Here is a 26452-nt window from a genome sequence, read left to right as displayed (position 1 = left end):
GAACCTTTGTTGCCTGGCGGTGTTTTCAGACAAGGCGCGCACCCACCATCCCCCCGACCCGAACCCCGCGCGCCGTTTGCCGGCCAGTCTTCTGGCCGGCTTTCTTCTGTTCAGATCAATAGTCTTTTTCGAAGAAGATGCCGAGGCTTGAATTGCCGTCGGATCCAACTGCGCCACGGGCCTTGAGGTCTTCGGTAATGTCGAGATTGATCGTGCCGCGTGTCGTTCCTTTCGCGCCGGCCTCCACCCCGAGATAGATATTGTCCTGAATGTAGCGACCCGCGCGCACCGCCGCGTTGCCCTCACTATCGGTGACGACGTCCAGATCGTCGAGCCCCGTCGCATTGCGCAAGGACCCCAGGAGGGAGGTGTTGGACCCACCTGCAAGTTCGGCGGCGGCTGCCGCAAGCTGTGCGATCTGGACGGCGGACAGCTCGTCGATGCCGCGGTTGAAGACGAGGCGCGCAAGCACTTCATCCTCGGGCAGTTCGGGTTGAGAAGAGAACGTGATGTTGAGGTCGGAGACGCGGCCGTTCACATTGATGAATACGATGATATCGTTGCCGCGCGAGCGGGCGATGAAGTCGAGTTGCGGATCAAGATCGCCCACCAGGGTGACTTCTCCTTCGTCGAAGGTTATGCGCTGACCGATGATGGACAGTCGGCCGCGAATGAGCTTGAAACCTCCGACCGGCTGAATGTTCGTTACCGGGCCGGTCAACCTCACCGAGCCGCCGAGTTCGGCATCGAGGCCGCGTCCACGCACGAAAATGCGGGCCGGCGCCGTCACATTGACATTCAGCCGCATGACGCTCGGACGTGCCGAGGGCATGGGCGTGCCGTCATCTGCGCGCGCGCGCTCAAGGGTGCGCTGCACAGCGGGAGGCGGATTGAGATGGCGCACGTTGATCTGTGCAGCGCCGCCACCGATGCTTTCAGGCACAAGGATTTCGGCACGCTCCACATTCACCTCGCCAGCAAGCAGCGGATCGCGGGTGAGGGGACCTGTCATGGTCAGGGCACCGTTCACGGTTGCCGTCACCATTTCTCCATCGGTGTGTCTGGCATTGTTGAGACCGATCCTGAGATCGGCGGGAAAGCCCGCCTGCGCATTGGTCGATATCGTGCCGGAAACGGAAACCCTGCCGCCTGCCGCCAGGGCCGCCGACCCTTCCGTGATCGAAACCCGATCGCCATTAACGGCAGCGGCGAGGCGCACATCGCCAATGCGCAGATTTGTGAGGGGATCGACTGCGGATGCGTTGGCAGTCGAGATTGTGCCGTTGATGACGGGATCGGCCAACGCGCCGGAGACGCGGATATTGGCGGATGCCGTTCCCGAAAGCTGGGTTCCACGATCAGCGAGAACGCGATTGGCGATAGAAAGCGGCGCGGTGCCTGCAACATTCAGCCCAAGGCCGGACCCGGAAAGCGGAACCGTGCCGCTCGCTTCAATGCCCAGCCCGGACGGACCGTCAGCCGTCAGCCGGACAAGCTGTACTGCATTGTCTGCATAACGGCCGCTGGCGGCGAGCTGAAGCGGCCCCAGGCCTGCACTGGACAAGGGTGCGGCCCGTAGGCCGGTGGCGCGCATGTCGAAATTTGCCTGCGGCTCCGTGAGCCTGCCGGTCACCCGGGCGCTGCCTGTCAACTGCCCAGCAAGATCCTGACCGCGCACGACACGATTCAGGGCGGCCAGAGGGAAAGCGTTGAGAGCAACATCCAGGGAAAGCTGCCCGTCATCGAAGGGGACCGCGCCACGTGCGGTGGCGTTCAAACCTTCCGGGCTGGTGATGCTGGTGTCGACGTTCAGCCGTTCGCCTTCGCTGGTTCCAGCAGCATTGATCGTCAGCGTCCCGAGACCCGCTTGCGCCAGAACCGGGGAGGTGATCTCGCGTCCGTCGATGTCGAAGTTCACAAGGGGTCTGTCGCGGGTGCCCCTGATCTGCGCCCTGCCGTCGAGTGTGCCGCCAAGACCGAGCTCGGGCTTGATCGTGTTGGCGATGGAAAGCGGGACACTTTGAAGATTGACCACAAGATCGAGAGCATTGGCGAAGCGACCTCCGGCCGTGATGCGACCGCCCGCGACATCGATCGCCAGCGGATCGAGTGTGAAGGCGCTGCCTTCCACAAGAAGGGAAGCGGGTTCCACAAGACGGGCCTTTACGGCGCCCTGTTCCAGGCGGAGCTCGTTGAGCCGTACGCGATAGCCATCGCCTTCAGATGCCAGTGCGCCCTGGGTCTCAATCTCGGTGCCCTGTTCAAGGAGGGCTTTGCCCTCGAAATCCGTGGCGCCTTCGTTCTGGCGCGCGGTGGCTTCGACCAATGTAACATTCAGGCCGCCTGCACTGATCCCCTTGGCATTGATCGAGCCGACGGCGGAGGGTACCCCGAACAAATCTTCGATTGTGGCAGCGAGCGCAGCATTTGAAATGCGCGTCTGATCGACATTCAGATCGCGGATGGTGGCGTTGATATCGGCAATCTGGCGCTCGTCGACGTTTGAGAGGGAGAGGTCGGCCTTCACACTGCCGGTTGCCTCACGCAGCAGCAGCGCGGCGGCGGTGGAGACGTCGGCGGCGTCGATGCTGATCCGACCATCGATCAGGTTTTTGCGCACATTCTGGACGAGGTTGCCGGTGGCAGTCGCACCTCCTGCGCGGAAGGCAAATTCAGTCAGCCGCCGTTGATCCGGCGAAAGGACCAGCTGGCCTGAAAGGTCCACGCGCTCTCCGGCCAGAAATGCGGTGCCGTCAACGGCCCCCGTCAGGATCTCATCCTCGAGCTGGCCATCAAAACCGAGAGTGGCCTCGCTGAGATCGCGGCCGGAAAGTCTGCCGCGCGGTGCATCGGCTTTCACCGTGAGATTGATGCGTCCCTCAGCCCCTTCGGCGCGGCCTGTGGCTGTCAGACGGCCCGACGCAGTTTCCGCGAGGAGGGCCATGTCCTCCAACGTGGCATCGAAGCGGAAGTTTGCTGCTCCGGTCGCAAAGTTGCCGTCGGCCTGTATGTTGAACTGATTGTTTGTCAGGGACAATGTGCGCGCGGTCAATCCTTCGGGTCCGCGCGCCACACCGCCCTCTATGCGAGTGGTTCCAGCAAGCAGGTTCCCGGCAATTTCGTTTTCGATACGCAGATCGGTTGCCGTTCCGTCGAGGTTGAGGTCGAAGGCGCCGCTGATGGGGCGCAGCGTGCCATTTGCGACGAGATTGACCGAGCCGCCCAGCGCCTGATCTGCAAGGCCGGAGAAGGGAGCAATGTCGGCTGCCTTCAGTTTGATGTCGCCGGTGAACGCGAAGTCGTCGATCTGGCCGGTGAGGGCGGTTTCCAGCCCGTTCCCGGAGATGCTGACGTTTTCAAGCGAAACCGGATTGCCTGCCTGCCAGTCCCCGCGCGCCAAGACATCAAGGGTATCGCCGAGTGCCCTGGCGATCTTGGCTTGCCTGGCGGTGATCTCGGAAAGCTCTCCGTCGATCTCGAAGCTTATCCGACGGGAAAGCGGATCATTCAGGTTTTGCGCCAGCCCGCCCATCGTAACGACCGTGCGCCCGGCGGACAGTTCTGCGGTTTGAAGTCCATCCAGCTCGAGTTTTCCGTTCCAGCGCTCCGAACCTGCCTCGCCGAAGGTGATGTCGAGTTTTGCCGATTGAAGAGAGGTCTGTCCGCCTGAAACGGGCAGCAGTACGCGGTCGCCCTTGGGGTTGGCCACCGAAGCGCCAAGGGAGAGAGCGGTGAGAAAATTGTCGCTGCTTGTCTCTGCAACGGCCTCGATGCGCATGGAGGCGCTGGTGACCTGAAAATTTTCAAGCAGGATTCCGCCGCCATCCTTCGATACGCCATTGACGTTGATGCGGGTTCCTGCGCCGAAGAAATCCTGAAACTGAGCCGGCACGAGCCTTTTAATGGAACCAGCGAGGCGGGCGGAAAAGCCCAGGCCCTCTTCACGTTCGCGGAGCCTTGCCGTGCCGCCAAAAGCGGGTATGCCGTCTGCCTCAAGAGCCAGCTTGATATCGAGCATGCTCAGCGGACCGCTGCCGGCGAGGGTGAGCTTGAGGGGCGGGCGGCCCTGGACGTTGAGAAGGTTCGCAACCACGCCATCTGCGGGTTCATCAAGGACCAGATCGAGATCCAGTATCTCGGTTTCGTTGGAGTAAGCCGCTTCGAGCGCAAACTGGCCACCGGGACCGTCCAGACGTTGCACTTCGAAACTGCTCTCGAGGGTTCCACTGTCGATTTTGAGAGCGCCGGTCAGAGCGAGGTCGGCGGCAAGGCCGAAAACGTTCTGTCCGAAGGATGCCTGTTTCACCTCGAGCTGTTCAAGGTTGACGGCAAGCGGCAGTTCGGGGACCTGGAAAGAACGCGATTCCGGTGAAGGCAAACCTTCGTCTGGCAACGGGCGGCGCGTGACCTCGATACTTTCGGCGGCAAGCATTTGCACTTCAAGACGCTGGCGCAGCAGGAGCGTGGAGCGACTCCAGTCGATTGATGCGTTGCTGATGCGCAGCCAGATGCCCTCTCGGTCGGCAATGGTGATTTCACTGATGGTGGCCTGCGAAGACAGGGCACCGGAAATGCCGGAAATGCGAATCTGCCGGTTCGGCGTGGAGAGCTGGTCCTCCAGAAGCCGTGTGAAGAATGAGCGCTCCTCATCGGGCGTGCGCTCGCTGGGGGTATCCTGCGCCATGGCTGGCAGCAGAATGAAAAGCAGGAGCAGAGCTGCGAAAAAGCGGATCAAAACGCTTGTCCTATTCCGACGTAAAAGGCGACGCCCGGGTCGCCGTCGCGTCGATCAAGCGGCACGGCGACGTCGAGACGCACGGGACCCAACGGGGTAAGATAGCGCAGACCGGCGCCAACGCCGATCCGTACATCCTCCGAGAAATCGGGGAAAGATTCCGCACCCACGGTTCCGGCGTCGATGAAGCCGACCACGCCGATGGAACTGGTGACGCGCGCGCGCAGCTCGGCCGAGGCTTCCATCAGCGAGCGGCCGCCCGCGATACCGTCCTCCATCTCGACGCCGATATTCCGATAGGCATAACCACGAACCGAACCGCCACCGCCAGCAAAGAACAGCTTGTCGGGTGGTGTTTCATCAATCGGAGCTCCGACCAGGGCGCCGATCTTGGCGCGTCCAGCCAGAACGAAGCGGCCATCGCTCCCGAAATCATAGTAGGCGCGGCCTTCCAGAAGCATGCGTGCGGCCAGGTTGCGATATTCCATTTCGTAGAATGGTTCGAGCGACAATTCGGCGAAATAGCCTTCGGTCGCGTCGGCGGGGTTGTCCCGGCTGTCATAGGTGAGTGTGCCCGAGAGCCCGATCGTGGTGAAATCCCGCGTTCCGAAGTCATCTTCGAAGCGGGCGCGGCCGGCATTGGCGAACAGGCTGCCCGACAGGGCTTCAGTAAACTCGTGCCGGAAGCCAAGCTCGGCGCTGACTGCCGTGCGTGTATAGCGTTCCAATACTTCGCGGTCGCCGAATATCGAGGCCTGGAAATCGGTATCGGGCGTATAGACACCGGGCTTGATGAAAGTGGCGCCAACGCGGTAGGTCAGATCTTCAGGCTTGAAAGTGTTGCCGATGCCGGAAACCTGCCCTTCAAAGCGCAGCCGTTCAGCACGGCCAAAGAGGTTTCGGTGCATCCAGTAGGCCTGGACTCCTAGTCCGTCCAGCGTTGAATAGGTGCCGCCGACACCGAACCGGCGAGGCAGGCGCTCCTGGACGATGACGGCAAGCGGCAAGATGCCGTCTGCGCCGATCTCGTCTGCTTCCTCGATCCGGGCTGAGCGAAAAACATCAAGCTTCGACAGGCGCTCGCGGGCACGATCGAGATCGTCCGGATCGTATTCACGACCTGGGATGAGGCCGGTCTGGCGCGCCACGAAGTCGGGGTCCATCCGTTCTGTCCCGCTGACGGTAACGGTGCCATATGCCGCGCGGCGACCGGGCTCGATGGTCAGCACTGCGTCCACCGTCCCGGTTTCATGAGCAGCGGTGACGCGCCTCTCCGCTATCGCGGCCTTTGCATGCCCTTGATGACGCCAGGCCTCGACTGCGAGGCGTCCGGCTCTCAGGATGGTTCCGGAGGCGGCGACTTCTCCTGACTGGAAACCTTCTTTTGCGGGATCTTCGACGCGATCATTGCGGTTGAGTGGCGGCGGCGCCTGGTTGACGATGCGCGCCTGGCCGAAATGAAAGACGGAGCCTGGGTCGACGGCGACCCGAACGCTGGCCGGATTGGCTATCTCAGCGTCAATCGGAAGGTCGGAAACCTCTTGTCCGTCAATGGTGATGCTGATGGAACCGCCATAAAGCGCTGAGCCGTAGAGCGTATTCAGAAGGCGGCGATAGTCGCCGCGTGCCTTGACGATGAGCCCGGCTGCGCCGGAGGCGGGTTTCTCCCGGTCTGCCCATAGAGACGAGGCGCCCTTGAGTTTCTTTTCAGTCTCGTCTGCACCATAGGGGAGGACAAACTCCACCGTGTAGTTCCACGGTTCGCCGATCGTGTCCGGCTCCTCGGCAGTCTTGTCCTTGCCAAACAGTTTTAAGCCGAAGAGCTCGAAAGCATTGGCAGAGGGCGGCGAAAAGGCGAGCATAAGCGCGAGCAGCAACGGCCCGTGCAAACGCCGACCCATCGACGGTCTCGCGTCGATTCCACTCAAACCCGTCTCCCATTCTCAAGCCGAAGTGTCGGTCACCAACCTTGCAGTGACGTTAACGCCTGTGGCCCGTATGCTGCAAAACAGTGCGGTTAAATCACAAACCGCTTTTGTGGCCAATGCGGCTTATCGGGTCAGGCCAGACAATTGTGGCTTAAAGCCGGCGTTATTGGGAAGGAAGCGAGATCGGAACCTGGAACGCCCTGAAAGGTTGTGTGCCTGTCAACAAAGATGCTCAACTGGGTCGACTGGACCAAACCATCGCCGGTCGTCAGGTTTTTTTCAGGAAAGGTGCGTGTGGCATGGCACAATTGCCCCGAAAGCAGGAGCGCGTTAACCGGAAACCGCCCACGCGTTCGAAACGGGCGTCCTCTGCCCGTCAGTCGAATAATCTTGAGAGCAAAGACAGGCCCGTCTTCATTGTGGATGGCGCGCGGACCCCGTTTCTGAGAGCCAGGGGCAAGCCCGGGCCGTTTACGCCAGTGGACCTTGCCGTGCAATGCGGGCGGCCCCTGCTGGCCAGGCAGAATTTTTCTCCCGCTAGTTTCGACAAGGTTATCCTCGGCTGTGTCAACGTGCTTGCCGACGAGATGAACCCGGCAAGGGTAGCGGCGCTGCGTCTGGGCATGGGCGATGCGATGCCGGCCTTCACCGTTCAGATCAATTGTGGTTCGGGGATGCAGTCGATAGACACCGCATTCCGCACGATAGAAGCAGGAAAGGCGGATCTCATCCTGGCAGGAGGAACGGAAGCACTTTCCCACGCTCCGCTGGTGTGGCCGCAGGAAGGAGCGGCGTGGTTCGGCCGTTTCGCTTTTGCCAGATCGCTTCTTGAGAGGCTTTCTGCCCTGGGCGCTTTGCGACCGCGCATGCTCAAACCGGTCATCGGACTTGAGCGTGGACTGACCGACCCTGTCACCCAGCTCAATATGGGGCAGACGGCCGAGAAAATCGGCCATATCTTCAACATATCGCGAGAAGCGGCGGATGCATACGCGCTCGAAAGTCACCAGCGTCTGGCCCGGGCGCAGAAAAGCGGTGCTCTCAAAGGGGAAGTGGTTCCCGCGGTGACGCGCGAGGGGATGCTTTACGATCACGATGACGGCGTTCGTCCGGACACCTCGATGGAGCGGCTTGCCAAGCTTAAGCCGGCTTTTGAAAAGCCTTATGGCAGCGTGACCCCGGGCAATTCCTCGCAGATTACCGATGGCGCCTCCTGGGTCATCCTCGCTTCCGAAACGGCGCTCAAGAAACATGGTCTCACACCGCTTGCCCGGATTGTGGACAGTGAGTGGTCTGGCCTGGATCCGTCGATCATGGGACTGGGGCCGACACTGTGTTCGACAGCGCTCCTCGAACGGCGTCGTCTGACCCGTGAGGATATCGAACTGTGGGAGCTGAATGAGGCTTTTGCGGCGCAGGTTCTTGCATGCCTCGCGGCGTGGGAGGATGACGACTATTGCCGCCATGTTCTCGGGCTCGAAGCTCCGTTCGGCCGCATCGACCACAATCGCCTTAATGTGGATGGGGGAGCAATCAGCCTCGGGCACCCGGTGGGAACCAGCGGCAACCGGATCGTACTTCATCTCGTGAACGCCCTGCGCAGAGGTGGCCTCAGACGCGGCGTTGCAACCGAATGTATCGGTGGCGGACTTGGCGGCGCGATGCTGGTGGAGGTGGTTTGATGGCTGTTGGAAGGATACCCGCTGGCAAGCATCTCAATCGAAACCGGCTTACGCTCGGCCCCGATGCGCAGGAGATCGCGAAAACCACGCACTGGTCACTGCTCAGGGACGCGGACGCGATTGCCTGGCTGGTGCTCGACCGTGCAGGAGAGAGCACAAACACGCTGTCCGAACCGGTGATGACCGAGTTGGAGACCCTGTTGGGGCAGGTGGAAGCGTTGCAGCCTAAGGGGCTGGTTCTACGCTCGGGCAAACCCGGAGGTTTTATCGCAGGCGCCGATATACGTGACTTTGCAGGAGTTTCTCAGAGGGACGTGGTGGAAGGCCGCATGACGCAGGCACATGCACTCGTTGATCGTCTCGCAGCCTTACCGATGCCGAGCGTTGCCGTCGTCCACGGCCATTGTCTTGGCGGCGGGCTTGAGCTTGCACTTGCCTGCAGGAACAGGATTGCCGTCGAGGGAGCGGTTTTCGGGTTTCCCGAAGTGCTTCTCGGCCTTCATCCGGGACTGGGAGGGACGTTTCGGCTGCCGGCGCTGATAGAACCGCTCGAAGCAATGAAGATGATGCTGACTGGAAAATCCGTGCACACGGCAAAGGCGCGGAGGCTCGGCCTGGTCGACGCCGTGGTCGAGGAGCGACATGTAGTGAACGCGGTCAAGGCGGCCATCTCGGGAGAGCTGAAGCCGACAAAGCGCGGCGCGGGGTTGAGCCGCTTCTCGTTTTACCGCGGTTTCGCCGCGCGCAGGATGCGTTCCATGGCTGCAAAGCGTGCGCCGGAAGAGCATTATCCTGCTCCTCATCGATTGATCGATCTGTGGGAGCACCACGGTGCCGGGAAGAAAGAGGTGATGCAGAAGGAGGAAATCCACTCCTTCGCGCGTCTTTTGACCGGGGAGACGGCGCAGAACCTCATTCATGTCTTCTTCCTGCGTGAATCCCTTAAGGCCGGGGGCAAGGGGGCGAGCGGCATCGCGCATGTGCACGTCATCGGTGCCGGAACAATGGGCGGGGATATTGCCGCATGGTGCGCGGCGCGAGGTCTCAGGGTCACGCTGTCCGATCTTAATGAACAGGCTCTTGCGGCGGCAATCGGAAGGGCAGGGAAGCTTTTTGACAAACGTCTGCATAGCGGTGTCGCCAGACGCGATGCGTCAGATCGGCTGACACCGGATTTCGCGGGTGACGGTGTCAAGCAGGCTGATCTGGTGATCGAGGCGGTGGCGGAAAAGGCCGAAGTCAAGCGCAAGGTTTTCGGGATGATCGCGCCTTTGATGAAGAAGGACGCGATTCTGGCGACCAACACGTCCAGCATTCCCCTGAAAGAACTGCGAACGGCTGTTCCGTTTCCTGAAAGGCTGCTGGGGCTTCACTTCTTCAATCCAGTGGCGCGCATGGAACTCGTCGAAGTCGTTTCACATGACCGGGTTTCGGATGCGGCGCTGGCGCGGCTGGCCGCTTTCTGTGGTTCCATAGACAGGCTTCCCGCGCTGGTGAAGAGTTCGCCGGGCTTTCTCATCAACCGCGTCCTTACGCCTTACCTCACCGAGGCGTTCGTGATGCTCGACGAAGGCGTCCAGAAAGAAACCATCGATCAGGCTGCCGTTTCGTTCGGCATGCCGATGGGACCGATCGAACTTGCCGACCGCGTTGGTCTGGACATTTGTCTCGAGGTGGCGCGCACGATGCAATCCGGCCTCGACATCGCATTACCGGACGTGCCGGGCTGGCTGGAATCCATGGTGGCGGAAGGGCGCACCGGCCGGAAGGCGGGGCGTGGACTTTATACCTATGATCGCAATGGCGAGCCGAGAAAAAGCACAAAGTATCCCGAGCCGCATTCGGCCATCACGGATCGCCTGATCCTCCCCATGCTCAACACCTGCGTGACCTGCCTGCGCGAAGGCGTTGTGGGTGACGAAAAGACGCTGGAGGGGGCGATGATCTTTGCCACGGGGTTTGCTCCGTTTCGGGGCGGGCCCCTGAGATATGCGCGTACACGCGGTGTGGAGGAGATTGTTGGCGCGCTTGAACGCTTGCAGGCGCAACACGGCGACCGCTTCAAACCAGACCCGCACTGGCGGAAATTGCCTGCAAACTGATTGATTTCGGGAACCTAGCCGTGTTCGGAGTCTTCTCCCTGAGTTGATATCTCAAACAGGAGGCAAAGATGCCGGCAAAATCCAAGGCGCAGCAAAAGGCCGCCGGCGCGGCTCTTGCAGCCAAGCGCGGCGAAACGCCCAAATCCCAGCTTCAGGGCGCATCGAAAGAAATGTACGAATCGATGAGCGAAGCAGAACTCGAGGAGTTGGCGGAAACCGACCGCAAGGGGCTGCCAGACCGGAAGGAGTAGGGCGCGCCTCCGAATGCGCCCATTTCCGGTTCAGCCCGCTGCGGCTTTTTTCCCTGGCTTGTCGAATCGGGCCGCGATGAAGCGCTGCAACCGTCTGGCCGCCTCGCGCAGCGTTTCTTCGTTCTGGCACATTGAAATTCGGATGTGTCCTTTGGCTGCTTCGCCGAAGCTGGCGCCCGGTAAGACCGCAACATCTTCCTGGTTGAGGAAGTCCCAGGCAAATTTCTCGCAATCCTCTTCGATCGCCCGGATGTCGAGCATCACATACATGCCACCCTGAGAGCCGCGTACGATCAGGCCGTTCAAGCCGCGTACCGCCTCAAGAAACGCTTCGCGCCTTCTCGTGTAGAGTTCCGCGATCTCACGAAGGCCGAAACCGTTCTCGGCGGCAGCAATGGCAGCGTGAGAGGTGAAATCGGGCAGGCCATAGGTGGCGACGAGATTGAGATTGGTCAACACGGAGATCATTTCGGCCGGGCCGGTGAGCCACCCGACACGCCACCCGGTCATGCCGTGGCTCTTCGACAGTGAATTGATCACCAGCGTGCGCTCCTTCATCCCGGGCAGCGCGCGGGGCGAGATGTGCTCCTTCTCGGACCGGATGGTCCAGTAGACTTCGTCGGAAAGGAGCCACAGATCACGTTCGCGGCAGATCTCCGCAATACGCTCGATGGTCGCGCGAGAGTAGACGGCGCCGGTCGGGTTGTTCGGGGAGTTGATCAGGATTGCGCGCGTGTCGGCTTCGAGTGCCTGTTCGATTTCTTCAAGGCTCGGCTCGAAGTCGTTTTCCGCATGGGTTTCAATTTCCGTGTAACGCCCTCCGGCGGCGCGGACCGTGCCGGGGTAGGTGGCGTAATACGGTGAGACGATCACGGCATGGGCACCCGGATCGAGCACTCCCTGGAAGGCTGCGTAGAGTGCGCCCTGGCCGCCAATCGTGACCATGATCTCGTCGGCACCTGTCTCGGTGCCCGTGCATTCCGCGGATAGTTTCGCCAACGCGCTTCGCAGCCGGGGCAGGCCAGGAAGCTGGGTATAGTGATGATGCCCACCCCGCACGGCATCCACGCAGGCCTCGACCGTTCCTTCCGGGGTGTCAAAGTCATGATCGCCGACAGAGAGCATGATGACCTTGTCGCCAGCCTGTTTGCGGGCCATGGCGGCGAAATGAATTTCCCAGCCATTCTTGCCGGACGGGACGATGCCTGAAATGCGGGATGAGGGCTTTGGCATGGGGAGCTCCAGAGGCGAACTTGGCATTCGACTTGAAAAAAACAGGCCCTTCGACTACGAGGACCGGCGCATTGGTCGGCCTTTTAGCAAATCGACCGGCGTGAGAACAGCGTAGTGAGTGAATGCATTTGGTCCTGAATGGATCGCGATATTGATGCAGGGGGCATTGTCGCGCATCTCAATGGACCGCCAGGAAGGATAGCGGCATGTTGGCCCCTGACAAGAAGAACGAACTGTCCATTACCGACATTGTCGATCAGGCGATGCTGACGCGGCGCTCTGTGCGGGCTTTTTTGCCAGATCCTGTCGATGACGAGACGATCAGGGATATTCTTCGCGTTGCCGCGCGCGCGCCTTCGGGCACCAACATGCAGCCCTGGAAGGTCTATGTGGTGTCGGGCGAGCGCAAACAGGCGCTTTCCGACGCTATTCTTTCTTCCGGTGTACGCCCGGAAAAGATCGAGTGGGACGAATACAAATACTATCCCGACAAGTTTTTCGAGCCCTATCTGTCGCGCCGCCGTGCGGTCGGCTATGCGCTCTATAGTCTTTTGGGCATCGGACGGCGTGAAGTGGATCGCATGCGTGCCCAGCATGACCGCAATTTCACCTTCTTCGATGCACCCGTGGGCCTGATCTTCACAATCGACCGTCGGTTGAACAAAGGGTCATGGATCGATCTCGGCATGTTTGTGCAATCGGTGATGATTGCAGCACGCGGGCGTGATCTCCATACCTGCCCGCAGGCTGCGTTTGCGCCGTATCACAAGCAGATCCGCCCGATCCTCGGCATTCCCGATGAGGAAATCGTCGTATGCGGCATGGCGCTTGGCTACGAGGATGCCTCAAAACCGGAGAATGCCCTGCGCAGTGAACGGGCGCCGCTCGAGGAATTTGTCTCCTTCGTTCGCTGAAACGGCCTTCCGCCCTGCCAATTGTTGCTTACGAAATTGTAATTTCCCGGCAAGGTCGTCGTAATGTGCGATGGGCGACTATCTCCTCGTTCCCTGCCGCAACCTCCATGCGGCGCCCCCCTTACGAGGAGACTGACATGAAAAACAAGATTCTGTTGTCGGCCATGGCCCTGAGCCTGATCGCCGGTTCCGCTGCGATCGCCCAGGAAGCTTCATCCGACCAGGCCGCACCGCCGGCCGCAGGCGAGAGAATGAAAGACGGCAAGATGATGCGGGGTTTTGCCCGCATCGATTCCGACGGCGATGGGAACCTCACCATCGAAGAGTTTTCCTCCGCTCATATCGAGCGTTTGAAGGCCGCCGATGCCGATGGTGACGGGGTGCTTTCTGAAGCCGAACTTCAGGATATGGCAACGAAGCGCATGGCCGAGCGCCGGGCGAAGCGCGCTGCACAGCGTCTCGACGTTGACGGTGACGGCACCGTCACGATCGCGGAGATTGAAAGCCAGCAGGCAAAGCGCTTTGCGCTGATGGACGCCAATGATGACGGCAAAGTCGACCAGCGCGAAATGCGCCGTGGCTTCCGCCAGATGGCAGGTGAACGTGGCGGACGTCACGGAAAGATGATGCACCACAAGCGTGACCACAGAGGCGGCCCGCACGGTGAGATGCGCGATAAAATGCGTTCGGGCAATCCGCCGGCGGAAATGGCGCCTGATGGCGACAATGGCTGATGAGGCATGCCGGGAGGCGCCGATGGCGCCTTGCGGATGATCAAACCGGTTCGTGGGGGCTCCGCGGATCGGTTGATAGGTCCGGTGTCGCCGCGCCGGGCCTATCTTATCGTGTAGCCCACATCCTCCGACGCGCGGCGGAGCGTCTTCGCGAAGGCTCGCGCAAATGAGCGGAAGACATAAAGCTCGAAGCGCTTTTCGCCCCGGCGCTGGATTTGCACAAACAGGTCGTGATGCGCTGTGGCCCGTCCGGTGTGGACGGGAAAGGCAGAGAGACTGAAATCGAGCGCGAAAAGCTTCGCCAGAACCCATTCCACCTGAGAGCCTTCTATGGCGAAAACCGTGCGCCCGTGGGAAAGATCCGTTACGGTTCCCGTGGTCTCATCAATGGCCGCAATGAGATCGCCGGCCAGAGCTTCATCCTGCCCACTCAGGAGAAATCGGCCGGGGCCGATGTTGAAGGCGCACGTGCCTTCACGGTTGGCAGCGCCGCTTCCCGGTGCAGCCGAAAGTTTTAGACGGCAGATGGCGGAAAGATTTTCCGTCAGCGTCTTTTCCTCGCCAGGCCAGGCGTTGGCCTCGACGATCGATCCCTTTATGGCTTCCAAGATCGTGACGCCGGTCCCTTCAGCGAAGTCGCCATGGAAGCCGGGGCGGAAATCGCTGCCCAGCGGTGATGCGCGTTCAACCATGCATGCGTTCTCCATCCGGATCGAAGAAATGATGGCTGACGATCTCGACCTGACCGAAACGCCCGCGCAACGGGTCCGAGAGATAAGCCCTGGTGCCATGGCGCAGCTTGCCGCCTCTGACGAGGGCGAGACCGATATAGTTCTGTAGTGTGGGCGAGTAGCAGAAGGCTGTCACATGGCCGATGCTCTCGCCCGGCTCATCAGCGCTGCCGCGCTCAACCAGATGTGCGCCCCCGCCAAGCTTCTGTCCATCGAGAGAGATGACGCCGACAAGCCTCAGCCGGTTTTTGTCGATCAGGGCCGGGCGGTCCATCAGGCCCGAACCGATGAACGGCTTTTTCTTTGACAGCATCCAGTCGAGATAGAGATCACGGGCGGTGGTTCGTCCGTCGATCTCGGCGCCGGTGACATGGCCTTTTTCGATGCGCAGCGCGCCGAGGGCTTCCATACCGTAGGGAGTGATGTCGAACGGTTCGCCCGCCTCCATCAAGGTTTCCCAGACATGTGTGCCGTGGCCGGCACCGCTATAGACCTCATAAGCAAGCTCGCCGGAAAAGGAGAGGCGGCATATCATGACTGGCGCGCGATCAATCTGGCCATGCACGATGCCCATGAAGGGCAGCGTTTCATTGTCGACCTTCGTTCCGGTGACGCAGCCCTCCAGCACGGCGCGGGCCTTTGGGCCGGCAATGGCCGCGCCGGCCCATTGGTCCGTCACCGAGGTGAGGTGGACTTTCAGTTCGGGCCAGAGAATGTCGAGGCAATATTCCAGATGCTGCATCACCGCGCCCGCATTGGCGGTGGTGGTGGTCACGAGGAAGTTGGTTTCGCCGAGCCGCCAGGTGGTGCCGTCGTCAAAGGCGATCCCGTCTTCGCGCAGCATCAGGCCATAGCGCGCCTTGCCTACTTTCAGCGTGGAGAAGGTGTTGGTGTAGACCCGATCAAGGAAGGTGGCGGCGTCGGGTCCCTTGACCGCGATCTTGCCCAGTGTGGAAACATCGACAATGCCCACGGAGCGCCGTACTGCTGCCGCCTCGCGGATATAGGCCTGCTCGACCGTTTCGCCGGCAGCGGCATAGATCAGCGGGCGGTTCCAGAGCCCTGCCGGGGTCATCTCGGCGCCGCGTTCCACATGCCAGTCATGCATGGGCGTATAGCGCTCGGGTTTGAGATCGCCATAACGTTCCGCTGCCAGCGCGCCGATGGCCACCGGTGAATAGGGCGGTCGAAACCGCGTTGTGCCGACCTCGGGGATCGTGATGCCGCGCGCCGTGGCCATGATGGCGAGGCCGGGAACATTCGACGTCTTTCCCTGATCGGTCGCCATGCCGAGCGTGGTGTAGCGCTTCAGGTGCTCGACGCTGACAAAGCCTTCGCGATGGGCAAGCCGCACATCGTCGGCGGTCACATCGTGCTGGAAATCGACGAACGCCCTGCCCCTGGCCCGGATCTCGAGAACCGGGGCTGGCGTCAGGTCGAGGGCTTCAGGCGCAATGGCGGGAAGTTGGCCGCGTGAGGCTCGCTTGCCGGCGCATTTGAGGCCAGCATCACGGCCGCTCGCAAGGGCATCGGTTGTGCCGAACTTTCCAAGGAATGCACCAGCGCCAGTCCAGCGCTGTGTTGGCGGAGGCGGAAGGAAGGCCTGCTTTTCCCCATCCCAGACAGGTTTTGCACCGGCCTGGCTTGCCAGGTGGAGAACTGGCTGCCAACCACCCGAAACGGCAAGACTGTCGCACTCGAGCTGCCTGGCATCTCCTGACAGCGTTCCCGATGCTGCATCGAAGGCCTGAACAAAAACACGTGAAAGCGCCTTGCCGCCCCTGCTGCCGACGATGGCGTGTCCGATGAGCGGCGACACGCCCGCCGCGGTGGCAAGTTCGCTGGCGGCACTGCTGATCTTCGCACGCACATCCACAATGGCCGCCACGTGGCCGCCGGCGCGTCTCAAGTTGGCTGCCGCCTCGTAGGCACTGTCATTGTTGGTGAAGAAGATCGTTCTGCTTCCGGGCAAGACACCGAATTCTTCAGCATAGCGGCGCATGGCGCCAGCGAGCATGATCCCCGGACGATCATTGCCCGGAAAGACGATCGGGCGTTCGAGCGCGCCCGTTGCAAGCACAACATCCGTAGCGCGGATCGTCCAGTGCCGCTGGCGGGGGTGCCCTTTCGGCGGGCGGGCGACATGGTCGTTGACGCGTTCGAGCGCTGCGAGTGTGTTGCCGTCGTAATAGCCCCAGACCGCAGTGCGCGTTAAAAGGCGCACATGGTCGAGGCTGGCAAGCCGTGCTGTCAGGTTTGAAACCCATTCGTGGGCCGGCTTTCCCTCAATGGTTTCGCCGGACCAGCGGGCAAAGCCGCCTGTTATGGGCTCTTGTTCGGCAAGGATCACACGTTTTCCGGCCTTCGCCGCCGCTTCTGCCGCCATGAGGCCGGCAATACCACCGCCGACGATCAAAACGTCGCAGAAGGCATTGGTCTGTTCGTAGTGTGACGGGTCGGGCTCAAAGTCGGCCCGGCCAAGGCCAGCGGCTCTGCGGATGAAATGCTCACACATCATCCAGAAGCGCGTGCCCTTCAGCGGGCCCATCACCGGACCCATGAAGGTCTTGTAGTAGAATCCCGCTCCAAGTAGCCGGCCGCCGAGCTGATTTACCGCTCCAATATCCCAGGCGAGGGATGGAAAGCGGTTTTGGCTTTCGGCGCGCAGACCGTCGTAGATCTGGATCTGGGTGGCGGGAATATTGGGTTCACGGACGCCTTCACGCAAGAGAGTTACAAGGGCGTTCGGTTCATCGATCCCGGCAGTGAAGACGCCGCGGGGACGGTGGTACTTGAAGGAGCGGCCCATGAGCGAAATGCCGCTGGCAAGCAGGGCCGAGGCCAGCGTGTCGCCTGCATGGCCGGTCAGGCTCTCGCCGTCGAAGGTGAAGCGGATGGTTCGGGTGCGGTCGATCAGCCCGCCGGCACTGGTTCGGCGCGGGCTCATGCCGCATCTCCGCCAGCGGCGTCTCGGGCGAAAGCGACCGTGAGAATTTCATGGGTAAGCGTGTCGCGTTCCACCACCAGATGCGCGCGGCACCCGCCTGCGTGCTGCCAGAATTCGCGGTGTCGTCCGGCCGGGTTTGGCCGATTGTAGACATAGTCGAGCCAGGCCTTCGTGTCCGTGGAGGCGAGGTCAGGGCGGGCGCGTGTCGCATCCCCCTGATAGGAGAATTCTGCAAGATCGCGGGAGCCGCAATGCGGGCAGTCGATGAGCATGGCGTGTCCCTCAATGCAGTTTGGGTGTCGGGCCGTGACCCGTTTCGTCGATCACCGCGCCGCGCTCGAAGCGGCTGAGCGTGAATGGCGCGTTGATGGCGTGGGGTTCGTCCCTGGCGATGGTCCATGCAAAGGAATAGCCGGAAGCGGGTGTCGCCTTGAACCCGCCATAACACCAGCCGCAATTGAGATAGAGACCGGGCAGGGGACCCTTGGTGATGATGGGGGACCCGTCCATCGACATGTCCATTACACCACCCCAGGAGCGTAGGAGCCTCAGCCGTGCCACCGATGGGAACATGGCGCAAATTTCGCTCATCACATCTTCGACCGTGGGCAGGTTTCCACGCTGGGCATAGGAATTGTAGAAATCGAGGCTGCCGCCGAAAACCAGCCCACCCTTGTCGGATTGCGACATGTAGAGATGACCGGCACCGAAGGTCACAACGCAGTCCACAAAGGGCTTGATGGCCTCGGAAACGAAGGCCTGAAGGACATGGCTTTCAATGGGCAGGCGCTCGATGCCAGCACGCTGCAGCACGTGGCTGGTGCTGCCGGCAACGGCCAGCGCCACCTTCTTTGCACGGATGTCGCCTCTTGCGGTGGAAACGCCAGTGATCTGATCGCCCTCGCGGAGGAAGCCCGTCACCTCGCAGTTCTCGATCAGGTCGACGCCGCGCCGGTCGGCAGCCCGCGCATAGCCCCACGCAACCGCATCATGGCGTGCGGTGCCCGCGCGCGGCTGCAAAAGCCCCCCGACGACCGGAAAGCGCGCCGACTTTGACGTGTCGAGGCCCGGTACCTTGCGTGCGATCTGCTGCGGGGTCAGCCATTCGGCATCGACGCCGCCATGGCGCATGGCATTGCCACGGCGAATGAAGGCGTCGGCCTGGCCCGGGCTGTGGGCGAGGTTCAGAACACCGCGCTGGGAGAACATCACGTTGTAGTTGAGCTCATGGGAGAGGTTTTCCCAGAGTTTCATCGAGAACTCGTAGAAACGGACGGATTCTGGTAAAAGATAGTTGGAGCGCACAATGGTGGTGTTGCGGCCTATATTGCCGGAGCCGAGCCAGCCCTTCTCCAGAACGGCGACGTTGGTGATGCCGTGTTCGGCCGCCAGATAATAGGCGGTTGCCAGACCATGGCCGCCGCCACCGATGATGATGACATCGTAGCTAGGCTTGGGATCGGGCTTGCGCCAGGCCGGCTTCCAATCACGATTGCCGGAAAAGGCATTCTTAAAAAGCGAAAGAGCTGAATATTCCGCCATGCGCCGCCATTCTTTTTGCCAGAACCCAGACTAAAGCTATAGGACACCCGGGACGCCGGAGGCAAATAATGCGCCATGGCTTTTTACAGACCCGACCCCGGCACGGCGATACGCTTGCTGCGCAGGCATGGCTCAGGCAATGTCCTTTGACTGAAGCCTATCTCCGATTGCATGTGATTCTGTGAGAAGACTGCTAGACATGTTGCTGAAATTTCGCGCCTTGCCGGTTTTCCTGTGTCTCGTTTTCCAGTTGGCCATCCTAGCGCCGGCGGTGGCTCAGGGGCCGGAAAGCTTCCTGCAGACGCAACGCGAGAAACTGTCAGAAATCGAATCCACCGTCGTCAGCCTGGAAAGCGAGATTGACGATCAGGCCACAGACGATGGTGAACTCGTCTCGGTCCGTGTTGAGCTGGAGAAGCTAGCTCGGGAGGTTTTCGACGCAAGCCTGGCATTTCGTCCGAGACTTTCGGAGATCAACACGCGCCTCGAACAATTGGGCGAACCGCGCAAGGAGGGCGAACCGGCCGAGCCGGAGGAGGTGACGCGGGAACGTACCCGCCTGCTCGACGAGAAGGCGAGTTTCAATGTGCTGATCGGCGATGCCGAAAGACTTTCAGTTCGCATCAACAGTGTCGTCGACGGCATCGCCGAACTTCGGCGTGATCTCTTCACGCGGACGCTTTCCCGCCGCTACGACGTTACCGCCGCCTTGAGTGCGGATGTCGCCGGGGAGTTTACACAGGAGGTCGGGCGCGTTTATCAGCGGGTCTCCGCCTGGCTGACCTTCGTTTTCAAATACCGCCTCAAATCCCTCCTGCTCGCCACAGCGCTGGCGACGATCGCCGCCCTTACCCTACTTTTCGGGGGGCGGCGGCTTTTCGGCGATTTCATGGAGCCTGACCCTGCCGAGACAGAGCCCACCTATCTCAGCCGCCTTTCGCAGGCGCTCTTCTCCACCTTGATACCGTCGCTGTCGATTGGCGTTTTTCTGGCTTCGACCTACTACTTCCTTGACTATTTCAGCCTTCTGCGCAGCGATATTCAACCACTTCTCTGGTCGCTTTTTTCCGTCGTTATCCTGGTTTATTTCGTCTACCGTCTGGCGCGCGCCATTCTTGCGCCCAGGCGGCCCAACTGGCGGCTTTTGCCGGTGCGCTCACAGGCGGCTCAATGGCTGCTTGTTCTGGCCGTGGTCACCGCAATCGCGACCGGGTTTGATTATTTCATGGACCAGGTCTATCTGCTGTTCGGCTCTCAGCTCTCGCTGACGGTGGCCACCAGCCTTGTGGCCACCGTTATCGTAGGTCTGCTCATCATGGCGATTGGCGGTGTCAGCCCTCTGGATGACGACGAGGGTAATCCGAAACCCTGGCCGCTCAAGTTCCGCTATCTCCTGTTTGCTCTCGGTGCCGCAATCATTATCGCGGCGATGCTTGGCTATATCGGCTTCGCACGGTTCCTTTCCCAGCAGGCGGTGGTCACGGGCGCGATCATCGCCACGATGTATATCGGCTTCCTGACAGCGGGGGCGATTACGTCGGAGGGCGCGTTCGCCAATTCCTGGCTGGCACGGCGGCTGGAGCGTTACACGGCTTTCGATGAAACCGCGCTCGACCAGCTCGGCCTCGTCACCGGCATGCTGATCAACATGATCGTGGTCCTGATCGGCGTGCCGCTCATCCTTCTGCAGTGGGGGTTCCGCTGGGCCGATCTGACGGCGTGGAGCTATCGGATCGCCGGCAAGATTCAGGTCGGTTCCCTCTCGTTCTCCATCGTGGGAATCCTCACCGGCATTCTTGTCTTCGTGATCGGCTATTTCCTCACGCGCTGGTTTCAGAGCTGGCTCGACGGGAAGGTGATGGCCCGCAGCCGGATGGATTCCGGCGTGCGCAATTCCATTCGCACCGGTATTGGCTATGTCGGGCTGGTGATAGCGGCGCTGATCGGTATCTCGGCGGCCGGCATCAATCTGTCCAATCTCGCCCTCGTCGCGGGTGCGCTTTCTCTCGGGATTGGCTTCGGCCTTCAGAATATCGTCTCGAACTTCGTCTCGGGTCTGATCCTGCTCGCCGAGCGTCCGTTCAAGGCGGGTGACTGGATCGTCGCCGGGGGGGTGTCCGGCACGGTGAAGAAAATTTCCGTGCGCGCAACGGAGATCGAAACGTTCCAGCGCCAGTCGGTGATCCTGCCGAATTCCGAACTGATCAACGCGGCCGTCGGCAACTGGACCCACCGCAACAAGCTTGGACGGATGGAGATACCCATCGGTGTCGCCTATGGATCCGATGTGCGACGCGTGCACGAAATTCTTCTTGAAATCGCCAGGTCACATCCGCTTGTTCTCAAGAACCCGGAACCATTCGTACTGTTTGCCGGCTTTGGCGACTCTTCTCTCGATTTCGAAATACGTGTCTATCTTTCGGACATCCTCATGCAACTCAACGTGCAGAACGATATCCGTTTTGCCATCGTCGATGCATTTGAGGCGGAGGGGATCGAAATTCCGTTTCCGCAACGCGATATCCACGTGCGCTCCGGGCTGTTCGGGCAACAGGAGCCGGATAAGACGCCGAACGATGAAGAGCCGGCGGAGGACACTATGGAAGAGCAGGATGATTTGCCGGCAGGCAAACGCCGGCGCCGGCGCAAAGTCGATCCGGAATAGTGGCAAGGGCTGAAAGCGCCGTTCAGTTGCCGTTCAGGTTGAAATCTCTATAAACGAGGCCAAAGGGCTGTATGGCCCGCTGTTACAGGGGTGGTGAAGCACCGATGAAGACCATGAAGACATTTGTACTGGCGACCGCCACGTTAATTTTCGCAGGCGGTTCGGCCTTTGCGGCCAGTGTGGTCAACCGCGACAGCGAACCACAGACCATTCTGGTGACTGAAGGCGGCTCGCAATCCGAGATCGTGGTGGGTGCAGGCGAAACCATCGAATTCTGCGCGGCCGGCTGCTTTGTAACCATGCCCAATGGCGATCGCGAGGTGCTGACTGGTTCCGAAACGGTCGAGATTTCCGAGGGCCGTGGACGCGTGCGCTGACTGCATCATCTGCAGGGCGTCGAACGCCCTGGTCAATAAACTCCGGCAAACTCCGGCAAACTCCGGCAGGCCCTGCCGGAGTTTTTTTATGCCCGCATCCGGCTTTTGCAACGTGCCCTTAGGGAAGCCTTAAGCCTGTTTTTGAATTCTGCTTTTGTATTTGCCCGCGTCGTCGATGGTTTCAGACTTTGGAAGCTCCTTTGGCGTAAGGCCGTTTGAAGAACGGTCATCTCGTCGGGGGCTTTTATGGACGCGCGATCTGAACGCAACGCAGTGCCTTTGGCTGTCGATCTCGACGGCACGCTGATTGCGACCGATCTTCTGTGGGAGAGCCTTTTTCTTCTCCTGCGCCGGAAACCGCTGTGTCTGTTTCTCCTTCCGTTTTGGCTGCTGGGCGGCAAAGCGCGCCTCAAATGCGAAATCGCCGCGCGTGTAGAGCTGGACGCGCCAGGGCTGCCGTATCGTCAGGATCTGCTCGCGCAGCTACGCAAAGACAAGGCAGACGGGCGACACATTGTTCTGGCAACGGCTTCACCGAAGAAATTCGCGGATGCGATCGCAGAGCACCTCGGGGTCTTTGACGAAGTCATCTCCACCGAACCCGGGTGCAACATGGCGTCAGGCATGAAGCGTGATGCGCTGGTCAAGGCATTTGGCGACGGCGGGTTCGACTATGCGGGCAATAGCCGGGCCGATGTTGCTGTCTTCGATGCCGCGCGCAGTGCCGTTGTGGTTGCCCCTGATCGTGCGGCCGCGCGCTGGCATGCGGCCAATGGTGGCGAGTTGCTGGCAGCACCCCGGCCAACGTTCAGGACCTACGTGAAAATGCTCCGGGTCCATCAATGGCTGAAGAACAGTCTGATTTTCGTGCCGTTGATCCTCAGCCACGAATATTTCAATGTTCCTTTGCTCGTCCTCTGTGTCCTGGCCTTCATCTCGTTCAGCACGGCGGCCTCGGCAATCTACATCCTGAACGACTTTTTCGATCTCGGACTTGATCGCCGGCATCCCACCAAGCGGAACAGGCCTTTTGCAAGCGGCGTGCTTTCGATTCCTTTCGGGTTTGCTTCGATGCTCGCGCTGCTGGCGATCAGTGGCGCAACGGCGCTTCTCCTGCCGCCGCTTTTCGGCCTCGTGCTCGTTGCCTATCTGGTTGCGACCACTGCATATTCCCTTTCCATCAAGCGGATGTTGCTGATCGACGTGTTGACCCTGGCGGGCCTTTACACGGTGCGCATTCTTGCCGGCAGCGCGGCGACCATGATTGGTGTCTCATTCTGGCTTCTGGCTTTCTCCGTGTTCTTCTTTCTCTCGCTTGCGCTGGTCAAGCGGTATGTTGAGCTCCGTTCCACGGAGCTCCCGGCCGGCGAGCGCATTGCGGGGAGAGGGTATCGCGCAGAGGATCAGGAAGTGATTGCGCAGGCGGGTATGGCCTCCGCTTTTTCCTCGGCGATGGTTCTGGCGCTCTATATTCAAAGCAGCGCTGTGCGTGATCTCTACCAGATGCCGTGGCTGATCTGGCCGCTTTGCCCAATCGTCCTCTACATCACGATCCGCATGTGGATCCTGGCGCGGCGCGACGAAATGCACGACGATCCCATCGTCTTCATCATCAGTGACTGGCGCAGCCAGCTCTTTGGTTTGCTCGGTGCGCTTCTCCTGTTCACGGCGGGGCTCTGAGGCATGGCTGAATTCGGGGCATTCGGACTGGTTCGAAAAGGCGCAGCTCAGGCGATCGGCGCTGAAGACGCGATCGAGCGGCTGCGAGCGGGCCGGGGACTGCCGGAGACAGTTCTGCCCTATGGCAATGGGCGCTCCTACGGTGACACATGCCTGAACGATGCCGGCGCGCTGATCGACATGCGCTCCATGAAGCGCATTCTCTCATTTGATGCAGAGAGCGGGATTCTGACGGCTGAGGCCGGGCTCATGCTGTCGGACCTCATTGCTCATGTCGGTCCAAAAGGCTGGTTTCCCGCCGTGGTGCCGGGCACACAGTTCGTCACCCTGGGCGGCGCGATTGCCAATGACGTTCATGGCAAGAACCATCATCGGCGCGGCACGTTCGGATGCCATGTGGTCTCGTTCACGCTGCTGCGCTCGGATGGCGAGACGCGGCATTGCAGCGCGCAGGAGAACGTGGAGCTCTTTCGCGCAACGATTGGCGGCATGGGGCTGACCGGCGTCATCCTCGAGGCGACAATCCGGCTGATGAGGGTCGCTTCCGTCGATGTGAACGAGCATGTGCGCGGCTTTTCGGGGCTCGGCGAGTATTTTGACCTTGCCGAAGAGGCTGATGCAAACAACGAATATGCCGTGGCCTGGCTCGATCAACTGGCTTCAGGCGTGAACGCGGGCAGGGGCTTCCTGCTAACGGCAAACCATGCGGAGGATGGCGAGGTCTATGCTTCGCCTTCCAAACGCCGTCTTGCAGTTCCATTCCGGCCGCCGCTGAACCTCCTGAACCGATGGTCACTCACCCTGTTTAACCGTGCGTTCGCATGGAGCAAGGCAAGGGCGGAGGGCGTCCGGCGTTCTTCATATCAAAGCTATTTCTTTCCGCTTGATGCCGTGCGTCACTGGAACCGGCTTTATGGTCCGCGCGGTCTCTTGCAACATCAAAGCGTGGTGCCGTTCGAGGCCGCGCGCGAGACAATCCCGGCCATGCTGGCGGCGGCGCGCGAGGCCGGGCAGGCTTCGTTTCTCACCGTGCTCAAGCGTTTCGGCGATGTTGTTTCGCCAGGCGTTCTTTCGTTTCCAAGGCCTGGCTATACGCTGACGCTCGACTTCTCCAATGCCGGCTCGGCCACATACGCCCTGTTCGAGCAGCTCGATCGCATGACCGTCGAGGCGGGCGGAGCGGTCAACCCCTACAAGGATGCGCGTATGGGAGCGGCCCTGTTCGAGGCTTCTTTTGCGCATTGGCGTGAGCTCGAGGTTATGCGCGATCCAGCGTTTCTTTCCGACTTCTGGCGGCGCACGGCGCTGCAATTGCCGGCGCAGGCAGATCGGGGGCGTCATGCCGCTGAATGAATGGCCAGCTCCGGCCAGGCACCGGAAACTCACGCAATGGATGCAATTTTTCTCCGGCGCTTCACGCTTTGTTTGCAAGCGGGCGCTATGACGGACAGGGGCGGGACACGATGAAATACATACCCTTCATACTCTTCACGGTGATGACCAACGCGGCAGCGCAGCTCATGCTGAAACACGGCATGATGACGCTCGGCGATTTGAGCTTTGCCGGTACCAACCCGGTCCTGAAGATCCTTCAGATCGTCTTCAGCCCATGGATATTTGCGGGCCTGTGCGTCTTCGTTATTTCCATGGCCTCGCACCTCTATGTGCTTTCCAAGGTCGAGCTGTCCTTCGCCTATCCGTTTCTGAGCCTTGCCTATGTGGCGGTGGCGGTGTTCGCCTACTTCCTCTTCAAGGAAGACCTGAATGCCTACCGCATCGCCGGCATCGCGCTGATCTGCGTCGGCACCGTACTGATCGCGCAGAGCGGCCGCGAAATGCCTGAAGAACAGGCGGCGCTCGCAAAAGACAAACTTCAGTCCGAAAGGTCGATGATCCAATGAGACATATCATTTTTGGCGGTGACGGCTTCGTCGGCCGGCACCTGGCTCCCAAGCTCGTGGCCGATGGCGAAGAGGTCATCGTTGCCGACATTGTGAAGAGCGACCTGCCGCACTACCGCAAGGTGGAGTTTGTCCATTGCGATGTGACCGACCCTTCGGCGATCAAGGCGGTGGGTATGAAGGCCGGCGACATGGTCTACAATCTTTCGGCCAAGATGCTTTCGCCAATCCAGGTGCGCGCCAAGCGGCATGATTTCTTCTATCCGGTGAATTATCACGGCACGGTCAACCTCATCGAGGCGATGGACAAGGCGGGGGCCAAAAACCTCGTCCACTTCACAACCGACATGATCTACGGCCACACCGTGACCTATCCGATGACCGAGGATCACCCGGTTTCGCCGCTCGGCGAATACGGCCAGTCCAAGCTCGACACCGAAGTGCTGGCGGCAGAATGGCGCAAGCGCGGTATGAACATCTCGCTGTTCCGCCCGCGCCTCATCATCGGGCCGGGACGTCTGGGCATTCTGGAAAAGCTGTTCAAGCTGGTGGACATGAACCTGCCGGTGCCGATGATCGGTGCAGGCAAGAACCCCTACCAGTTCATCTCCGTGTTCGACTGCGCGGAAGCCGCGCGCCTTGCGTGGAAGGCAGGCGTGCCGAACGAGGCCTATAATCTCGGCTCGCTCAACCCGCCGCCGGTGCGCAAGCTGCTTGGCGATCTCGTCAAGCACGCGGGTTCGAAATCCCTGCTTCTGCCCACGCCGGGCTGGGCCGTGAAGCGCACTCTGGATCTTCTGGACTGGATGAACATGCCGCTGATGGATCCCGAACAATATCTGATCGCCGACGAGATGTGCGTGCTCGACGTTTCCAAGGGCGAGCGCGATCTCGGCTGGGTGCCGCAATATAATGACGGCGACATGCTGATCGCCGCCTATGATGAATATCGTGCCAAGAAATCCGGGCAGGCCGTTGGCGCCAGCCAGGTTCCGGCCGAATAGGAGGTCGCCATGACCGTCGTGACAAA

18 protein-coding genes are annotated in these 26452 nt (G+C 60.7%); 11 read left to right on the top strand and 7 right to left on the bottom strand.

Annotation, left to right across the window (positions count from 1 at the left end):
• Positions 1-115: 115 nt before the first annotated feature.
• Positions 116-4735, bottom strand: coding sequence for a translocation/assembly module TamB domain-containing protein (locus tag HF949_RS14255; protein WP_292896320.1), 4620 nt, complete (start codon positions 4733-4735; stop codon positions 116-118).
• Positions 4732-6636 (bottom strand): autotransporter assembly complex protein TamA, encoded by a 1905-nt coding sequence (locus HF949_RS14250; protein ID WP_292900210.1) that lies wholly within the window; start codon positions 6634-6636, stop codon positions 4732-4734. The genes HF949_RS14255 and HF949_RS14250 overlap by 4 nt, the downstream gene beginning before the upstream one ends.
• Before the next feature lie 326 nt (positions 6637-6962).
• Here HF949_RS14250 and HF949_RS14245 point away from each other — a divergent pair, with 326 nt between their 5' ends.
• From HF949_RS14245 to HF949_RS14235, 3 genes are all read left to right on the top strand, one after another.
• The gene (locus tag HF949_RS14245) at positions 6963-8345 is read left to right on the top strand and encodes an acetyl-CoA C-acetyltransferase (protein ID WP_292896318.1); all 1383 of its coding nucleotides are present in this window, start codon (positions 6963-6965) and stop codon (positions 8343-8345) included.
• Positions 8345-10447, top strand: a complete 2103-nt coding sequence (locus HF949_RS14240) for a 3-hydroxyacyl-CoA dehydrogenase NAD-binding domain-containing protein (protein ID WP_292896316.1) — start codon at positions 8345-8347, stop codon at positions 10445-10447. Before HF949_RS14245 ends, HF949_RS14240 begins: the two co-directional genes overlap by 1 nt.
• A 68-nt stretch (positions 10448-10515) precedes the next feature.
• Complete coding sequence (locus tag HF949_RS14235) at positions 10516-10698, top strand: DUF3008 family protein (protein WP_292896314.1); 183 nt, start codon at positions 10516-10518, stop codon at positions 10696-10698.
• 30 nt (positions 10699-10728) lie between these two features.
• On the opposite strand, the gene HF949_RS14230 is transcribed toward HF949_RS14235, so the two are convergent.
• Entirely contained in the window at positions 10729-11931 is a 1203-nt protein-coding gene (locus HF949_RS14230; RefSeq protein ID WP_292896312.1) for a pyridoxal phosphate-dependent aminotransferase, read from the bottom strand.
• A 206-nt stretch (positions 11932-12137) separates the two neighbouring features.
• Between HF949_RS14230 and HF949_RS14225 the strand changes: the two genes are divergently transcribed.
• Together HF949_RS14225 and HF949_RS14220 are read left to right on the top strand one after the other, a co-directional pair.
• Complete coding sequence (locus tag HF949_RS14225; RefSeq protein ID WP_292896310.1) at positions 12138-12845, top strand: nitroreductase; 708 nt, start codon at positions 12138-12140, stop codon at positions 12843-12845.
• Positions 12846-12982: 137 nt separating this feature from the next.
• The gene (locus HF949_RS14220; protein WP_292896308.1) at positions 12983-13579 is read left to right on the top strand and encodes an EF-hand domain-containing protein; all 597 of its coding nucleotides are present in this window, start codon (positions 12983-12985) and stop codon (positions 13577-13579) included.
• Between the two features lie 101 nt (positions 13580-13680).
• Here HF949_RS14220 and HF949_RS14215 read toward each other — a convergent pair whose 3' ends face one another.
• The 4 genes from HF949_RS14215 to HF949_RS14200 are packed head-to-tail and all read right to left on the bottom strand — an operon-like array spanning position 13681 to position 18799.
• Complete coding sequence (locus tag HF949_RS14215) at positions 13681-14271, bottom strand: sarcosine oxidase subunit gamma (protein WP_292896306.1); 591 nt, start codon at positions 14269-14271, stop codon at positions 13681-13683.
• Positions 14264-17257, bottom strand: a complete 2994-nt coding sequence (locus HF949_RS14210; protein WP_292896304.1) for a sarcosine oxidase subunit alpha family protein — start codon at positions 17255-17257, stop codon at positions 14264-14266. The genes HF949_RS14215 and HF949_RS14210 overlap by 8 nt, the downstream gene beginning before the upstream one ends.
• Positions 17254-17529 carry a sarcosine oxidase subunit delta gene (locus HF949_RS14205; protein WP_292896302.1) on the bottom strand — a complete coding sequence of 92 codons (276 nt, stop codon included), beginning with the start codon at positions 17527-17529 and terminating at the stop codon, positions 17254-17256. Before HF949_RS14205 ends, HF949_RS14210 begins: the two co-directional genes overlap by 4 nt.
• A gap of 10 nt (positions 17530-17539) precedes the next feature.
• On the bottom strand, positions 17540-18799 hold the full coding sequence (locus HF949_RS14200; protein ID WP_292896300.1) for a sarcosine oxidase subunit beta family protein: 1260 nt from the start codon (positions 18797-18799) through the stop codon (positions 17540-17542).
• Between the two features lie 199 nt (positions 18800-18998).
• Between HF949_RS14200 and HF949_RS14195 the strand changes: the two genes are divergently transcribed.
• The 6 genes from HF949_RS14195 to HF949_RS14170 all read left to right on the top strand — a co-directional run bounded on the left by HF949_RS14195 (position 18999) and on the right by HF949_RS14170 (position 26426).
• Positions 18999-21464, top strand: coding sequence for a mechanosensitive ion channel family protein (locus HF949_RS14195; RefSeq protein WP_292896298.1), 2466 nt, complete (start codon positions 18999-19001; stop codon positions 21462-21464).
• A gap of 104 nt (positions 21465-21568) precedes the next feature.
• Entirely contained in the window at positions 21569-21841 is a 273-nt protein-coding gene (locus HF949_RS14190; RefSeq protein ID WP_292896296.1) for a hypothetical protein, read from the top strand.
• A gap of 246 nt (positions 21842-22087) precedes the next feature.
• On the top strand, positions 22088-23521 hold the full coding sequence (locus HF949_RS14185; RefSeq protein ID WP_292896294.1) for a UbiA family prenyltransferase: 1434 nt from the start codon (positions 22088-22090) through the stop codon (positions 23519-23521).
• A gap of 3 nt (positions 23522-23524) precedes the next feature.
• Positions 23525-24874 (top strand): FAD-binding oxidoreductase, encoded by a 1350-nt coding sequence (locus tag HF949_RS14180; protein ID WP_292896292.1) that lies wholly within the window; start codon positions 23525-23527, stop codon positions 24872-24874.
• Between the two features lie 110 nt (positions 24875-24984).
• Positions 24985-25422, top strand: a complete 438-nt coding sequence (locus tag HF949_RS14175; RefSeq protein ID WP_292896290.1) for an EamA family transporter — start codon at positions 24985-24987, stop codon at positions 25420-25422.
• On the top strand, positions 25419-26426 hold the full coding sequence (locus tag HF949_RS14170; protein ID WP_292896288.1) for an NAD-dependent epimerase/dehydratase family protein: 1008 nt from the start codon (positions 25419-25421) through the stop codon (positions 26424-26426). Before HF949_RS14175 ends, HF949_RS14170 begins: the two co-directional genes overlap by 4 nt.
• Positions 26427-26452 lie beyond the last annotated feature (26 nt).

Source organism: Nitratireductor sp. (genome assembly GCF_017794765.1).
In the GTDB taxonomy this organism is placed as follows: Bacteria; Pseudomonadota; Alphaproteobacteria; order Rhizobiales; family Rhizobiaceae; genus Nitratireductor.
Note: the sequence above shows the minus strand (reverse complement) of the source record. Positions and strands in the feature narration are given on the sequence as shown.

Excerpts from the sequence above, each read along its gene's own strand:
- HF949_RS14250 (WP_292900210.1), bottom strand. The coding sequence starts at position 6,636 with ATGGGTCGGCGTTTGCACGGGCCGTTGCTGCTCGCGCTTATGCTCGCC.
- HF949_RS14245 (WP_292896318.1), top strand. The coding sequence starts at position 6,963 with ATGGCACAATTGCCCCGAAAGCAGGAGCGCGTTAACCGGAAACCGCCC.
- HF949_RS14240 (WP_292896316.1), top strand. The coding sequence starts at position 8,345 with ATGGCTGTTGGAAGGATACCCGCTGGCAAGCATCTCAATCGAAACCGG.
- HF949_RS14235 (WP_292896314.1), top strand. The coding sequence starts at position 10,516 with ATGCCGGCAAAATCCAAGGCGCAGCAAAAGGCCGCCGGCGCGGCTCTT.
- HF949_RS14230 (WP_292896312.1), bottom strand. The coding sequence starts at position 11,931 with ATGCCAAAGCCCTCATCCCGCATTTCAGGCATCGTCCCGTCCGGCAAG.
- HF949_RS14225 (WP_292896310.1), top strand. The coding sequence starts at position 12,138 with ATGTTGGCCCCTGACAAGAAGAACGAACTGTCCATTACCGACATTGTC.
- HF949_RS14220 (WP_292896308.1), top strand. The coding sequence starts at position 12,983 with ATGAAAAACAAGATTCTGTTGTCGGCCATGGCCCTGAGCCTGATCGCC.
- HF949_RS14215 (WP_292896306.1), bottom strand. The coding sequence starts at position 14,271 with ATGGTTGAACGCGCATCACCGCTGGGCAGCGATTTCCGCCCCGGCTTC.
- HF949_RS14210 (WP_292896304.1), bottom strand. The coding sequence starts at position 17,257 with ATGAGCCCGCGCCGAACCAGTGCCGGCGGGCTGATCGACCGCACCCGA.
- HF949_RS14205 (WP_292896302.1), bottom strand. The coding sequence starts at position 17,529 with ATGCTCATCGACTGCCCGCATTGCGGCTCCCGCGATCTTGCAGAATTC.
- HF949_RS14200 (WP_292896300.1), bottom strand. The coding sequence starts at position 18,799 with ATGGCGGAATATTCAGCTCTTTCGCTTTTTAAGAATGCCTTTTCCGGC.
- HF949_RS14195 (WP_292896298.1), top strand. The coding sequence starts at position 18,999 with ATGTTGCTGAAATTTCGCGCCTTGCCGGTTTTCCTGTGTCTCGTTTTC.
- HF949_RS14190 (WP_292896296.1), top strand. The coding sequence starts at position 21,569 with ATGAAGACCATGAAGACATTTGTACTGGCGACCGCCACGTTAATTTTC.
- HF949_RS14185 (WP_292896294.1), top strand. The coding sequence starts at position 22,088 with ATGGACGCGCGATCTGAACGCAACGCAGTGCCTTTGGCTGTCGATCTC.
- HF949_RS14180 (WP_292896292.1), top strand. The coding sequence starts at position 23,525 with ATGGCTGAATTCGGGGCATTCGGACTGGTTCGAAAAGGCGCAGCTCAG.
- HF949_RS14175 (WP_292896290.1), top strand. The coding sequence starts at position 24,985 with ATGAAATACATACCCTTCATACTCTTCACGGTGATGACCAACGCGGCA.
- HF949_RS14170 (WP_292896288.1), top strand. The coding sequence starts at position 25,419 with ATGAGACATATCATTTTTGGCGGTGACGGCTTCGTCGGCCGGCACCTG.